Below are 15470 nucleotides of genomic sequence, written 5' to 3' on the forward strand. Positions count from 1 at the left end.
GATCCCTCACTGCGTTCGGGATGACGAAAGACGTTCAAGATGATGAAGGACATTCAAGATGATGAAGGACATTCAAGATGATGAAGGACATTCAAGATGACGGCTCTCTTGGTTATTGAGAAGTTACGAGATTGCGATAAAAAGCTGTGCTAGAATGCTGAAATCATCACATAACGCCTATCCCCATGTTGGAAAGTGATCGCTTAATTAGTGCAAACTCATCTGTTTCTGAAGACGTTTTCGATCGTGCAATTCGTCCCCTAAGTCTTGATGAATATATTGGTCAGGACGTCGTTCGCTCACAAATGCGTATTTTTATTGATGCTGCAAAAAATCGCCATGATGCCCTTGATCATGTGTTGATCTTTGGGCCTCCCGGACTTGGTAAAACAACTCTGGCAAATATCATCGCTCATGAGATGGGAGTGAGTTTGAGGCAAACTTCCGGGCCAGTGCTTGAGCGGGCTGGCGATATCGCTGCAATATTAACGAATCTCCAGGAAAACGACGTACTATTTATTGATGAAATCCATCGTTTAAGTCCGGTTATAGAGGAAATCCTTTACCCTGCTATGGAAGATTACAAACTCGATATCATGATAGGTGAGGGGCCTGCTGCCCGTTCTATTAAATTGGAACTACCGCCTTTTACCCTGATTGGGGCAACCACTCGCGCAGGCTTACTTACTTCGCCCTTAAGGGATCGTTTTGGTATTGTGCAAAGGCTTGAGTTTTATTCTGTAGACGCTCTAACCTATATCGTTTCGCGCTCAGCCAGATTACTTGGCGTGACTGCTGAAACAGAGGGCGCCAGAGAAATTGCCATGCGTTCTCGCGGAACCCCGCGAATTGCCAATCGGCTTTTACGACGAGTGCGAGATTATGCTGAAGTAAAAGGAAAAGGGATTATTACTCTAGAAATGGCTAAGCAGGCCTTGGAAATGTTGAATGTGGATCAACAAGGCTTTGATATGATGGATAGAAAATTAATGTTGGCAGTTATCGAGCGTTTTGCTGGCGGGCCTGTAGGTCTAGATAGCATTGCTGCTGCAATAGGTGAGGAAAGGGGGACAATAGAAGATGTACTTGAGCCCTATTTAATCCAACAAGGTTATTTAATGAGAACGCCAAGAGGCCGTGTTGCTTCAGAACTAGCCTATAAGCATTTCGGCTTGCAAATGGTTGAGGATCGCTAGCGCATGACAATGAGAGATACCCATACTTTTGATATCAGAGTTTACGCAGAAAATACCGATATGATGGGTATTGTTTATCATTCTAACTTTCTTTGTTTTTTTGAACGTGCGCGAACAGAAATGATTCGGGACTCTGGCTTGTCTTTAACCACTCTTGCGACGTATGATTGCCACTTTGCGATTACTGAAGTAGAGATGAGTTATCAACATCCAGCAAGATTAGATGATTTATTACGAGTAACAACTCTAATTGCTTCTAAAAAATCATGCAGTCTTGTATTTGATCAATCCATCCATAATCAGCATAATACGCTACTTTGTAAAGCGCTAATTAAAGTGGTTTGTATAGACGGTAAAATGAAGCCAAGGCGTTTACCTGAACATTTATTTTAATGTAGCCTGGATGTAGCGAAGCGAACTCCAGGCTACGGACTGAGCATTTGTTTTGATTTGAATGCTTTAGAAGTTAAAAACTTAGGGGGAAAAGAACGTGGTAAACCATGCGAGTGTGTTAGGTTACTTTATGCAAGCAGGTCTGGTGGTCAAGACAGTGATGCTGCTCTTGCTCGCTGCTTCAATTGTATCGTGGACACTTATTTTACAAAGAGCCTGGTATTTCAATCGTAAAAAAGATCAATGTGAATCCTTTAGCAGGCGATTCTGGGACAGTAGTGATCTATCTAAACTCTACGCCGATATTGACTCCAATGTTGATGATAAACAAGGCCTAGCCTCTATTTTTCACTCTGGGTTTAAAGAATATGTGCGCTCACGTAAATTAGGCTATGTAGCAATTGAACCTATCCAACGTGTTATGCAAATTAGCCATGCCAAAGAAGCAATGCAATTAGAACAACATTTACCTTTTTTTGCTTCCGTAGGATCAATTGCACCCTATGTTGGATTATTTGGAACAGTTTGGGGGATTATGACCTCTTTCCAAGCCCTTGGTCATGCACAACAAGCCACTATTGCTATGGTTGCTCCAGGTATTTCTGAAGCCTTGGTTGCCACTGCCTTAGGTCTATTTACAGCTATTCCAGCCGTTATTGCTTACAACCGATACAGCACGCGCGCTTCTAATTTACTTGAGCGCTATGATTTGTTTCAGGATGAACTTGTCGCACTTATTGAGCAGCAGACTGCTGCATCAGCAAGGGGATAAAGAACGATGCTAAGACAAAAGAAGGCACGTAGTCGGCCAATCTCTGAAATCAATGTGGTTCCCTATATTGATGTGATGTTGGTATTACTTGTTATTTTTATGATTACGGCACCGATGTTAACTCAGGGGGTTACCGTTGATTTGCCTAAGGCTGCAAGTGAGAACTTAAAAGCTGCCGATAGGGAACCGATCATTGTTTCCGTCAATGAACAAGGCGACTATTTCCTCAACATCCATACAAGTCCCGATAGTCCAATAGATCCTCAAGCATTGAAGGTGCGAGTTGCAGCAGAGTTGCAATTAGCGCGTGAATCTAAGCAAGCCTTAAATGTTTTGGTTAAAGGCGATAAAGGGGTCGCTTATGGAAAGGTTGTAACAGCTATGGGTCTCTTGAAACAGGCAGGCGCTGAACAAGTGGGATTACTTACTGATTCTTCCGAAACGACTCAGGAGAATCAAGGATGATGTCAGATCAGAGTTACCGCAAAGCCTTTATTGCCGCTGTTGTTTTACATTTACTTTTAGCTTTTGCTTTGTTAGTGGATCCTTCAACTAATCTGCCGCCAGTGATGACGCTTGAGGCAAAAAATGAACCCAGCATGGCTGTGCCAGCTAAAAACAACGAACCTAAGGATGAGGTTGTTAAGGCAGTGAGTGTTGATAACCAGGAGGTTATGCAGGCCGTACAACGCTTAAAGCAAGAGCGAGCAAACCAGCTTAAGGCTGAACAGGCAAGGCAACAAGCCTTGGTCAAGCAGGCTGACATGGCGCGTAAAGCGCGTTTGCAAGAACAGCAGCGTTTAGCCAAGTTGAAAGAAGAGACTGAAAAAATAGCTATTGCTAGAAAGAAGCAAATTGAAGAAGAAAAACGTCGTCTCAAACAATTAGCAGAGCAAAAAGTCCAGGAAGCCAAACGACTGGAAGAGCTTAAGGTGAAGCAAGAACAGTTACAAAAAAAACAGTTGGAAGAGACAAAAAAATTGGCTGATCTCAAGCAAAAGCAAGCCGATGAAAAAGCTAAAAACGATAAACTTAAGGAAGAGCAAGCCAAAGCTGACGCGGCTCGTGAAGCTAAGGCAAAGGCTGAGTTAGCAGAAAAGAATCGCCAAGCAGCCGCGCAACAGGCTGCTGCTGATGCAGCGAAGAGAGCGCATCTTGCAGGAGAGCTCGATAAATACAAGGCGCAGATAGTTAATGCGATAAGCCAGGAATGGATTCTGCCAGAAAATGTTAATCATGATTTAAAAAGTAAGTTTAGAATACGTCTTGCGCCAGATGGGGCGGTATTAGAGGTTAGTTTGATTCAAAGTAGTGGCAACGCTGCTCTTGATCATTCAGCGCAAATTGCTATTAAAAAAGCATCGCCTTTGCCTGTACCAACCGATCCAGAGGTCTTTGAGATGTTCCGAGATATTAATTTAACTGTAAGTCCAGATACTGTTAGGGGGTGAACGTGTTAATAAAACGTTTAATGACAATATTTATTCTATTATGCCCAATCGTCAGTTTTGCGGTTGATCTTGAATTAACCCAGGGTATGAATTCCGCCTTGCCGATTGCTATTGACTCCTTCGGTAATGATGCTGTAGGACAACAGTTATCAGAGGTTGTGAATAATGATTTGAATTTATCAGGGCAATTCAAAATAGTATCCGCACCACAGCAGGGACCAGTCCCAGTCAGTGCATGGCGACAAGCAGGTGCTGACAGTGTTTTATCAGCGCAGGTCAGTCGTATTGGCTACAATCGCTACGACGTAAACTACAAGCTGGTCGATGCGGTTGCTCAAGGCAAGGTGCTTTTGTCAAAGAATTACCAAATAAATGCCAAGGATGCGCGAGCCTTAGCTCATCATATCAGTGACGATGTTTACCAAAAACTCACTGGTGAGAGAGGTATTTTTTCTACACGAATTGCTTATATTCTTGTTCAACGCAGTGGTGAGGATCGAGCAAAATATTTCCTCCAAGTAGCTGATGTTGATGGCTATAACCCGCAAGGTCTATTGGTTTCTACTGAGCCCATTATGTCACCCACCTGGTCACCTGATGGGCGACAAATTGCCTACGTTTCCTTCGAAAAGAAAAAGGCACAGATTTTTACTGTATCTGTAGAAACGGGTAAACGACGCTTATTAACTGATTTTACCGGTATTAACAGTGCTCCTGCCTGGTCTCCAGATGGCAATAACATGGCCGTGGTTCTATCGAAAGGCGGCTCACCCAAAATTTATTCTGTTGATTTAACCAGTGGCAATATGAAACAGCTAACCTTTGGTGAAGCAATTGACACCGAACCTCGTTATTCACCCGATGGCCGATCCTTATTATTTACTTCAGGACGTGGTGGTTCGCCTCAAATTTATCGTTTGTCGCTAGGAGACGGTAACATTAGCCGTCTAACCTATGAAGGAAATTACAATGCACGCGCCTCCTATACGCCTGATCAAAAGAGTATTGTGATGCAACATCGCGAAGAGAAGAGTTTTAATATTGGGGTGCAGGCGGCAGATAGTGGACAAATAAGCCAGCTAACCTTTTCATCCTTTGATGAATCACCCTCTGTTTCGCCCAATGGCCGCTTAATTCTCTATGCAACTCGTGGTGAAAAGGATAGGGGGGTTTTAGCGATCGTTTCCATCGATGGTAGGACAAAGCTTCGGTTACCCCCGAGCGAAGGTGATATGCAAGAGCCTGCCTGGTCACCATTCCTTGGGTGAAAAGTCATCTTTGGTGCAGGTTGAACGAAAAGGATTCTAAAAAAATACTGACATAGCGATCTATGCTCCGTTTTTTTAGAATCCTTTTCGTTCAACCTGCACTCAAAGCTGATCTTTTCATGTCTTCCCCTTTCCGTCATCCTGAGCGTAGCGAAGGATCTCCGGGACTAGCACAGTGCCACATTCAGGAGATCCTTCGCTACGCTCAGGATGACGGAAGAGGAATGACCTATTACTCATATTATGAATGTAACCTGGATGGATACAATAATGATTAACGCCTTGAAGACGACTATCTTTTTATTACTGGTTGTAAGTCTTAAAGCTTATAGCTGGAACTATGTGGGTCATCGCCTGATAGCTCAAATTGCCTATGACTATATGACGAAGAACAGCAAGCAACTTGCAAATCGCTATAATCATGCCTTAGATACAGTTTACAAACCGCAAAGCTTAGTTAATGCGGCACCTTGGCTTGATAGCCTACATGGCCCGGAATACGCCGAATTAAAGAAAAAACACTATATTGACCTGCCTTTTTCCTGGGATGGAACCAAGCTGCTTCCGCCAGATAAGGTTAATGCGGTAACTGCTATTGTTGCTGCTAAAGACCAATTACAAGCTCCACAGGCAAATAACTTTGATAAAGGATTTAATTTAAGAATTTTGTTGCATGTTATTGGCGACATTCATCAACCCTTGCATGCAGCCAGTCAATATAGCAAGGCTCATCTTCGAGGTGATAAGGGTGGGAATTTGCTGTTCTTGGCTAAAAACTCTATAGCAGTAAATCTACATAGCTATTGGGATAAGGGTGGGGGATTTTTGTCAGGAAAGTCTTATTCGAACAAACAAATCCAAAGGAAGGCTAGGGCTATCGAAAAACGATGGCCTTGTAAGCCTGAGGCAATGACGCTTAATCCGCAAATATGGACAGAGGAATCCCATCAACTTGCTGTTGAAAAGGCTTATCTTATAAAGGCAGGACAGAAGCCTGATAAAAACTATCAATATATGGTTAAGCGCATTACGGAAAAACAAATTGCCCTTGCAGGTTGTCGCTTGGCAGCAACTTTAAATAGCATTTTCGAGCATTCTTCAGCAAATTCTGTAACCTGAATCCAAGATACAGTAATAGGCTCCTTGTCTGCTCGTAATAGGTCACGACCCCTAAGGAAAACCTTGATTACACTGATGGTGCTGAGGCCGCTTTTGTATTACCAGAGCGAGCCTGTAAATCCAACCAGAAGTCAGGACGATTTTCCCAGGTAATAGGCGGCATCTCCGAATTGAAATACCACCGTAGATTAAGACCAGGAAAAGGATTCTTTGCATCTTTCCAAGACAAATCATTTTTATTCATAAAATCTGGCCATGGATAGCGTCTATCGTCTTTTATAGCTTTTACATTGGCTGCGAAACTAATACAGCTATCTAAACTATGCCTTAGCATTGAATTAGGAAGAACGCTAAAGGTTTTACTGTATTTCGTTGGTTGAACACGATCCTCGCGTCTTGTAAGGTAGCCATATCGAACATAGATTCCGCCACTCTCACCAACAAGCGCATCACCTACACAGGGATAAAAATCATTTTTTGTTAATATTCCGCCCTTAATTGCCCAGAGTAAAATATTATCAAGGGTTTGTGCTAGGGCCGCAGCATGTTTGCGATTTGATGGATAAATGGTGATAGATTTACCGGCCTGGGTTTCCTTGCGCTCTCCCTTTAAATTCCCATATTTATAAAAAGTATGCTGTGCAGGGGTGCCTTTTCCATCGTTTCCAGCTAATTCAATATGAGCATCAATTTGTGAGAGGATTAGTGCTGCAATTTTCTGGGCACTATGGGGATGGGCTGTAATATGAATTTTCCAGCCTTGGGAAGGAAGAACGTTAAGGCTGGGTAATCTGACAGGTGCAAAAAATACTTCATCCAGGCACGCGTAGTTCCCGGGAGGCAACTCGGCCCTTATGTCAAAGCCATTCTTTAAGCCACAACCCATAGCTTTGGATTCATATAAGGCCTGTTTAATGTCATCATCTAGTTTTGTTTTTGGCCAAACTGGGCTATTTTTTAGATATTTGAATCCTTCGACATTAGCTATAAACTCATAATAATCTGAGTCAACTTTATTTTCCGCTATTAAGAGTAGCGACCTAATGTTACAAAAAAACTTAGCGTCAGTTATATTAAAAGAAAATAAGTAATTCCCCACCTACCTGAGAGCTACCCAAGTTCAGAACAGCCAGAGTTGAGTCTGATGTTTTTTTCAGTAGGTGATTCACTTGATAAAGTTGCAGCATATTGGGGGTATATAGACTCAACTGTATTATCAAGGGTTGAACGTTGTGTTGCTTAAAAAATCTTCCATTTTTTTCTGAGTATTCGTTTTACCAAACCCTCCCAGCAAAGAGTTGCTCCTGTGCTTATTATATACTGGTAAAGTAGCCAGCAAATTTTTTACTCGTGCTTCTTCAGAAATAGATAGATCCGTTAGACTTTCATCAGTTTGCAGGGAGATAAAAGCGTCTTCCCTAAGCTTTTTACGCTTATCAGGATCGGGCTTAGCTTCTTTAAAAAGACCTTGAAACTGGATCTGTGTTTTAAGAGGACCTCTTACCAACTCTGACAGTTCCAGCTCAGATTGACCATCGTTTGCATAACTATCTACGTAATCGCCACCATAACGTCTATAAGCTGCATGTATAAAATTTTGATAACGCCTGGCATCTTCAGGATATTTATCCAATGACATATAGTTATCATGATCTGCATTATCAAGTTGTAAAAAATGGACGGGAGCTACGTCTTCAACACCAGTTTCTATGGCGATTTGTCGTTGAACTGCTACATCGCGAGCCAGTTTGGATGCGATATGGTGTGGAACAACGCTGTCGTTTTGGGACGAAATAATAATTAAAGGGATGTGATGAGGAAAATCTTTAATATATCCTGCGGCCTGATGTTCTTTTCCGGTCTTGTGTTCACTTCCTAAAAATAAAGAGGCAAAGAGGTTATAGATAAATTTACCCAGCCCGGAAAGGATGGATCTAAACAGACTGCGCGATGTTTCCGACGATTTTCCGGGAGCTTTAAAAATGCTACGAACAGAAGCTGGCGGACCTTCTAGCACACATAATGCTACATTCTTATAGTGTTCTTTGTGGGTGGCTAATGCAGCAAAAGTAGCCGCTCCTCCTCGTGATACGCCATATAAAATGACATCTTCTGTGTTGGGCTTGTTTGCCATTAAACTATCATATTTTTTTTTGTGAGCAGCAATGTCAGTACTTTGCCCCAATGATGCTTTATCGCTGTGGATTTCGTAATGCTGAATACTGCCTGTTTCATCTAAAGGATAAAGTGGTTTCTCATCTGATAAAGGAGATTGAGTCGGAGATGGTTTTGTAATTATTATCTGATGCTGACTATATTTTACTCGGCTATTGTGGCCAGATGAAGTATGACGATCCACTTCGTCAATTTCAGGGTAAAGCCACGCCGATCGAGGATGAATAAGCAGAGCTACTCGTTTTTCAGGATCAACTTTGGCGTATTCACCTGTCGTGGTCCACATACCTTTATTACCCATACGCTCCACTGCATGTGATTGGGACCAGCCTTTCCCCTGATAATAAATAATGGCGGTTCTCTTTCTGGATTTGGTTAAAACAGGTTTTTTAGTCGGCATAATAAAATTTTTAAATTTTGAGTGGGGAGGTTATAACATCTTTCGGTGTTATTTCCCAGCTATTCCGGCCTTGGTATAAGCAAGATACCATATGATTTTTCAAGCTTTTTCCAATTTGGTTGAAGGGTAGATGGGGAGTTATGAAAATAATACCAAAAACCAGAGTTTTCTTAAGATTTTCTTAAGCTTTCTGAGATAACCTTGACCCAATTATTTGGGTTTATCTTTCAGAGGTTTACATGGGCAATAAATTGAGATTAGCAGCTGGTACTGGATTTTCTACTGTCGATGCAAGTCCATTAGGTCAAGTTATCCTTTTATTACAGAATAAAATTGCTAAATTAAAGCAACAAGATGGACAAAATCGTTCACGTCCAACCTTGGAAAGAGCATACTCAGCAAAGCAACTTGCAGTCCTTGAGAGTTATATCAAAGATATACGTAATCTTTTAAGTTATTTCGACAAAGGCAGTTACCCAACCTTTAGTTTGCCTGTCTTTGGCAGCTCTGTTAAGAGTTTAATTGATTCAGCCATGGAGGCGACAGATTTTGATACTCCTGCTTATGCTTTCTATAGAGTAATTAAGAAAGACTTGAGTGAAGCCATAAAATCAAGTCTTAAGACGGCAAATCTAAGGTCGATTAAACCAGAAAATATAGGCGAATTTAGACGCCAACTTAAAGCCACATTAGCTACCAATACACCGGTACGTTTTGCTGAAGTATCAAAGATTCCTGGTGCCCAATTAGCCCACTATTTTGCTGAATTAAATGATTTTATTGACTATTACGATTTCACCCAATTTAGCAATAATCAGGGGATACAATTAAACGAACTTTCTGAGGATTTTACCGGAGGGCTTGATATTCATTTCTTTGACAATTATTCCATATTAAAAGATGCAATTAGAAAAAGTTTGCTATCCGGAAATATTGAGCAGTTTACTGAAGAAAATGTGGAACAGTTTCGCGATTTAGTGCTTGCTGAATTAGCTAGAAGCAGGGACAGGGGCTTCTGTAGCAATGAACTATTAGGGTTGTTGCAAGAGGTTATTGCTAGTTATAACTTCTTAGCACTAAATGTTAGTCAAGTTTCGTCTCTGGATGATTTGGACGAGCTATTTAATCCCTTTGGCGCGGATCATATCTATGATGCTTTAGCTCTAAAAATGCAGGAAAGAGACTTCGCAGAACTTGATAATCATCAACGTTATTTAATTGGCGAGTTTCAAATCACTGATCCTCTGCTCTATGAGTTCATAGTTGACGCATTAGAATTGTTGCTTGAAGCACCGGATGACTTGGCTCAATTAGTATCCTTTTTAAATCCCGAAGCCTTTACAATTGATCTTAAGAACGGGGTGATTGCCTACCTTGTTCCCGAGCGTTTTCAATCAGTGATAGCACATACACCTACAGAGCAATCTCGATATGTTTTTACACAAACAAAGGGTGAAGTCCCCAATGTTACTACTAAAGTATTTGATGCCGGTAAAATTTACCAAACACGATTTGGTTTAGTTCTTGAAAAACTAACCTCTGCTATAAGTGCTTATTATAAGAAATATGCTGAGTCTCCACATGTTAAGTCTGAGCTTGCTAAGTCAGAACTTTTAGTTGAATTTATTAAAGGCCAGAAACGATCAAATCAACATTGCTTTAGAGAGGTAGCGAGCACCGCAGATTATCTCGAATTTCAAAGTATTGATAGGCAGCCAGCTGCTCGGATTAGTTCCATGAATGATATTCGTGGATTTATGGTAGATAGTCTTGACTTAATTGCTGACTTGCAAACAAGAAAAACTGCTAATGATAAAGCCACTGTCGAGACTTTAATTGCTAAGCATCCAGAGTTATCAGAAAAGTTAGTGCGAGCCACAGAGGGCGGATTAAATACTAGCTATAGCCGCTTGCCCTTGCCTAACATGGTTTTCCATGTAACTGAAGGCGGTGAAATCGAGTTGATGGACGTTGCAGCTGAGCTTGCAATCGAAGAGAGCCGATATGATGACCTGTTGGTTAAGCAACAACAATTTAGGGTTAAAATTGCTGAATTAGATGAGCAGATTGCTGTTGAGGTAAAGAGATGGCATGAGCAAGAAGTTGCTAGACATCAAGAGTTGAATCTTGGTGCTTGCGAGCAGCTAAATGGTCTTCTCACATTAGCTAAGCCTTTGGTGAGCGATTATCTGCAAGGAATGCCTACCGCTATCGATGAACGATTATTAGCTATCAAACAAAAACTTGAGGATTTAGATCAGCAAAATAATGCGCTTAAGGGTTTTCAACAAAAAATGCAGGGTTTGCACGATGCGCTTAGCAAACCTGCAGACTGCCCTAATGACTTGCTAGCTCGTGATCCCGATATTGCCGAGGCTGCATATGGTTGCTACTCCACTGCTAGAGAGCAGGCCCAACAAGGTCTAAATCAATTACAAGAGTGGTCACAAAACTTCGAGATACAGCGAAGTCGTTTAATAGTCGAGCAGTCTAAGGCAATAGCAGCCAAAGAACTGAGTGAGTCTCTGAAGTCTTCAGACCCAGCAGCTATTGTAAAATTAAAAGAAGCGACAGAAGCACAATACAAAGAACTAGCCCAGCTTCACGAGCAACATAAAGATGAGTTGCAAGAGAAATATCAGCAAAAGGATAGCCATACTGAGATACTGCAAAAATCTGATCCTTTGTTAAATGTAGGGACTATCCATGAATTACGCCAGTTAACCCAAATGCAACTGGGGGTGATCCAATCTCAAGCAGCTAGATTACTTCCTACATTAAAGAAATTTGAACCTGAGGCAGATAAAAAACTTAGCGAAGAAACTTTAGCTATTCCTGAGCAAGCGCAACAAACATTTATTTGGCTCGATGACTTTATATCTAGACAATCATCCGCATTAGATACGATAAGAAGTTTCGACATTGACCCTGTAATTACTCTCGAAATAGCTGTGCTACAAAAAGCTTGGGAAATTATTTCAGGGAAAAAAGGGAAAATGCCTTTTGGTCAGCTCGATGAAGAAATCTATAAACTATATAACCCTGGTAAGTGGCACCTTTTTGAGAAGGGATTTAATGATTTATTAATACGCCTTAATCATCCGAATCATTCGGTAGCAAATTGGAATGTGTATCGTGATGCTAGTGCTACTGATGAGAGGGTTATCTTAGCAACTAATGAGTTATTAGTTTTGATAGAGGAGCGGATTAAAGCCTACAAGGAAGGAATAAGATCTAAGTTAAACCTTGAAGAATATAGTAGACACCAAAAAGACTTTGTACTTTTTAGCGGAAAACTCCAAAGTCTGGCAACAATGTATAGTGACTTAGGACACGCATTAGAGGATAGAAAAAATACCGAAGCTAGCCAAAAAGAAGTTCTTGGGGAAATTGAACTACTCGAGGCTAAAGTAGCAGAAGAAGAAACTGAGCTTAAAAATATAAACGCAAGCATTGAGGTCCTTGGAAAAACTGCAGATTTTCTCTATGAAAATCAAGCCCTAAGCAAGGCGATTGGCGAACTGGAAATTTCCTTGCTTGAGTTAGCGACAGCGGATTTATTGAATGGTAAGCAAGTGCAATTGGCGGAAGATATTAGAGCGAAAAGACATGAGTTAACGCTACAGGAAAGCTCTGTTGCAGCCTTGCAATTAGGCGTTTCCAAGCTGAGTGAACCAGCAAGCTATCAAGAAAATGTAGATAAAGCTCGAGCCTTATTGACCAGCTGCAAAACAAATATTGATAAGTTGGTCACTCAGATCTGTGAAACGAAGATAAACGATTTGAAAGAGCGTTTAACAAAGGATGAGAAAACACATCGCTCAATTAACGAAGAACTAAGCGGCCTGGAAGCCTTAGATGCTCGAGCTAAGTTGCTTCTTCTTGATCGATTAATGCCTTTATCAAGTGCTTTAAGCACCAGAGTTACCGAGTCTGCATCGAAGAAAGATTATTTATTAAACGATCTGAACTTAACTCCTAATGGGGAAACAGAGGCTGCCATTAATGCTATGCCGGAAAAAGTGCAGTTATCGGAAGATAATGCTCAATCATTGCAAATGGACATTAATGCAGGAGTTGCTTCTTTAGCTGAGCAATTATCGCAAACATTCTTGGGAATAAAGAATCATGCTGTTTCATTTGCTGCTAATGAATTACAAGTATCTAAAGCCGCAAACGATACTTTGCTAACAGAAGTAAAGGAGCAATTAGCAGACTTTCCTACTGATGCCGAACTCAAACGCTTAAAAACAACCTTGGAACAACAAAACCGACTAGTAGACGATCCTGAGCTGGTCAAATTGAATAGTCTGATTAGCGATTTACAAGACTTGAACGACAGAATTGCAATTAATACAGCGGTTAATAGCCAGTTAGCGAAGCGTATAGAGAACAGGGATGCTTTTGCTAAGAAATTTAAAGCAGAATTTACGACTTATATTCAGCAACGAGAGATTCAATATAGTTTGAAAGATCGATTATTTGATAGGGATGCTGTTGAGCGGGCTACCTTTGTTGATGAACTCAATAAATCTTTAGATAGTTATGTGCTGTCAGGCGATGTGCAAACCATTTCTGATTGCCTCGCTAAAAAAGACGGGCCATTTATAGGTTTTAAACTACAGCCAATTATCAATCGTATGCTTCTGGTGATTAAAGATCAGCAGAAGGCAGTGCCAGAAGATTATGAGCAAATGCCCGTAGAGAAAGTGCAGCTTGATGTCAATGTTGATACGCAACATGCTAATGCTTTGGAAATTCTTCAAAGCTTAGCAGGCTCTAACCCTGAGTTTGCAGAGGGGATTGATATTCTCTACAACAAAATTAAATTGATAAATCAATTTAGTTTGACTCTTGCTGAAGAGGGACGCGAAGCTGATAGCCAGGTAGCAACAAAGTTAGCTCTGGATTTAAGTCAACAAGTGGATTTATTCCTTATTGATAACAGCGAACTGTTCACAGAACAGGGCGAGTCTGTACAGAAGAAAGAGCTTCTTGAGAGTTTCCAAGCGGATTTCACCTGTCAATTGCATAGTCAAAACGATGTGATGTCAAAATACTATTCATGGGGACATATCGTGGCAAACATCGCGACAGCAGTGCTTTCGGTAGTTACCTTGGGAGCTTTCGCAGCAGCTGTGGCGGTAAAAACAAAACTATCAACAGGCCGAGCCAGCCTTTTCTACAATCCTAATGGAATTGATGTTGTCGCAGATGTAGATAAGGCTGTTCAGGAAATTGCAGCCCCTGCTGCTTAAGGTGTTCTTTCTCTTCGGGCTATGTTAGGGGGGGGAGCTATTACCTCCCTAGAAGGAGTTAAGGGCATTTGTTATTCCTTAAGGGGGCAGAGCTCTAGGATTTGGCTGCGCTCTGAGTGATCCTGGCATTTTTTTAAATAGAAAGCATGTGCCATATAAGTTCTTTCTGTTCTTTTGTGTGTCGTTCCCGCCTACGCGGGAACGACACACATATAAGTCAAAGTAACTGATTAATATTCACATAGGTATCTAAATGATACTTTGATTAAAAAATGCCAGGATTCCTCAACGCTGCGCTGCATCCAGGCTACAAGTTTAAATTAAGCCTTTTGCAAGGACTCAATAACCGCGCCTAAAAAGCGGGTCGCTTCTCCACCTGTAACTGCACGATGATCAAAGCTCAGTGATAAGGGTAATAGTCTATGCGCCTCTACTCTGTCATTGGCAACTACGGCACCCTGGTATAAACGTCCTACAGCAAGGATTGCTACCATCGGGGGTACGATGATGGGGCTGGCGAAGCGGCCGGCAAATTTGCCGAAGTTTGATAGGGTAATGGTTGCTCCTTTCAAATTCTCTGGGGCTACGGCTCGATCACTCACTTCTTTTTTATAGTTATTGATAGTATTGCGTAATTGCTCATCTGAACAACTTGCTGCATTATGAATCACTGGAACAAAGAGTCCTTCGTTATTATCCATAGCAATACCAAGATGGACTTCCTTAAAGCATTTGCGTGCCGCATGGTCTGTATCAAACCAGGCATTGAGAGCTGGTTCCTGAGAGCAAGCATAAATGATTGCGCGGATTAGACGTACAGTAATATCGTCATTTCCAGCTTGCCATGCGCTGATATCTGCCTCATCAAATAGGCTAACGGGTACAATCTCTTGATGTGATTGCACCATCGAGTTAAGCATAGCGCGTCGTACACCGCGTAAAGCTTCATAACCCTCAGGTAATTGAGCCTTCTTATTGGCTGCTGTTTGCACATCTTCGCGAGTGATCAGACCATGCTCGCCGCTGCCATTTAAGGCGTTTAAATCTATCCCTAGTTTTTTAGCCAAAAGTCGCACAGCTGGAGTTGTCTTAGAACGTTGAGACTGTGAACGGCTTGAGCCAATTGTGAAGTTGTCTTCACTGATCTCTGTACTTTCTTCAAGATTACCAACAACAGTCCCTTTATCAACACGAGGCGCTGAAGTGGCTTCAAAACTAACCAGCGGCTCGCCGGTTTTAATGACATCACCAGGCTTGCCATGAAGCTTGATTATAGTGCCGCTCTGTGGGCTGGGGACATCAACAACTGCTTTTGCTGTTTCCATCGAAACCAAAGGCTGGTCGGCAGTAACTGTGTCGCCTTCATTAACAAACCACTCGTGGATTTCGGCATCGGGCAAGCCTTCGCCCAAATCAGGTAAATTAAAAATATTCATTA

At 41.6% G+C, this 15470-nt stretch carries 11 protein-coding genes; 8 read left to right on the forward strand and 3 right to left on the reverse strand.

All coding sequences use genetic code 11. The features are described 5' to 3' along the window. Positions 1 to 185 precede the first annotated feature (185 nt). The 7 genes from ruvB to BN1094_RS12470 all read left to right on the forward strand — a co-directional run bounded on the left by ruvB (position 186) and on the right by BN1094_RS12470 (position 6199). A complete protein-coding gene (ruvB, locus tag BN1094_RS12435) occupies positions 186 to 1196 on the forward strand; it encodes a Holliday junction branch migration DNA helicase RuvB (RefSeq protein ID WP_043874783.1) in 1011 nt (336 codons plus the stop codon). 3 nt (positions 1197 to 1199) lie between these two features. Further along, positions 1200 to 1589, forward strand: a complete 390-nt coding sequence (locus BN1094_RS12440; RefSeq protein WP_043874784.1) for a YbgC/FadM family acyl-CoA thioesterase — start codon at positions 1200 to 1202, stop codon at positions 1587 to 1589. 97 nt (positions 1590 to 1686) lie between these two features. Next, positions 1687 to 2361: a protein TolQ gene (tolQ, locus tag BN1094_RS12445; protein ID WP_043874785.1), complete on the forward strand. Its 675-nt coding sequence runs from the start codon at positions 1687 to 1689 to the stop codon at positions 2359 to 2361. A gap of 6 nt (positions 2362 to 2367) precedes the next feature. Continuing rightward, positions 2368 to 2826 (forward strand): protein TolR, encoded by a 459-nt coding sequence (gene tolR, locus BN1094_RS12450; protein ID WP_043874786.1) that lies wholly within the window; start codon positions 2368 to 2370, stop codon positions 2824 to 2826. Further along, positions 2823 to 3812, forward strand: a complete 990-nt coding sequence (gene tolA / locus BN1094_RS12455) for a cell envelope integrity protein TolA (protein ID WP_043874787.1) — start codon at positions 2823 to 2825, stop codon at positions 3810 to 3812. Before tolR ends, tolA begins: the two co-directional genes overlap by 4 nt. 20 nt (positions 3813 to 3832) lie before the next feature. After that, positions 3833 to 5080 (forward strand): Tol-Pal system beta propeller repeat protein TolB, encoded by a 1248-nt coding sequence (tolB, locus tag BN1094_RS12460; RefSeq protein WP_044011859.1) that lies wholly within the window; start codon positions 3833 to 3835, stop codon positions 5078 to 5080. A 270-nt stretch (positions 5081 to 5350) separates the two neighbouring features. Further along, positions 5351 to 6199 (forward strand): S1/P1 nuclease, encoded by an 849-nt coding sequence (locus BN1094_RS12470; RefSeq protein WP_043874789.1) that lies wholly within the window; start codon positions 5351 to 5353, stop codon positions 6197 to 6199. A gap of 67 nt (positions 6200 to 6266) precedes the next feature. On the opposite strand, the gene BN1094_RS12475 is transcribed toward BN1094_RS12470, so the two are convergent. Both BN1094_RS12475 and BN1094_RS12480 read right to left on the reverse strand, forming a co-directional pair. Further along, positions 6267 to 7298 carry a class III lanthionine synthetase LanKC N-terminal domain-containing protein gene (locus BN1094_RS12475; protein WP_043874790.1) on the reverse strand — a complete coding sequence of 344 codons (1032 nt, stop codon included), beginning with the start codon at positions 7296 to 7298 and terminating at the stop codon, positions 6267 to 6269. Positions 7299 to 7415: 117 nt separating this feature from the next. Further along, positions 7416 to 8774 carry an alpha/beta hydrolase family protein gene (locus BN1094_RS12480; protein WP_141650476.1) on the reverse strand — a complete coding sequence of 453 codons (1359 nt, stop codon included), beginning with the start codon at positions 8772 to 8774 and terminating at the stop codon, positions 7416 to 7418. 239 nt (positions 8775 to 9013) lie between these two features. Between BN1094_RS12480 and BN1094_RS12485 the strand changes: the two genes are divergently transcribed. Further along, positions 9014 to 14032, forward strand: a complete 5019-nt coding sequence (locus BN1094_RS12485; RefSeq protein WP_043874792.1) for a coiled-coil domain-containing protein — start codon at positions 9014 to 9016, stop codon at positions 14030 to 14032. Positions 14033 to 14352: 320 nt separating this feature from the next. Here BN1094_RS12485 and BN1094_RS12490 read toward each other — a convergent pair whose 3' ends face one another. After that, positions 14353 to 15468 carry a dihydrolipoamide acetyltransferase family protein gene (locus BN1094_RS12490; RefSeq protein WP_043874793.1) on the reverse strand — a complete coding sequence of 372 codons (1116 nt, stop codon included), beginning with the start codon at positions 15466 to 15468 and terminating at the stop codon, positions 14353 to 14355. Between the last annotated feature and the right edge of the window lie 2 nt (positions 15469 to 15470).

Origin of the sequence: Legionella massiliensis, from assembly GCF_000756815.1 — a bacterium.
Classification (GTDB): domain Bacteria; phylum Pseudomonadota; class Gammaproteobacteria; order Legionellales; family Legionellaceae; genus Tatlockia; species Tatlockia massiliensis.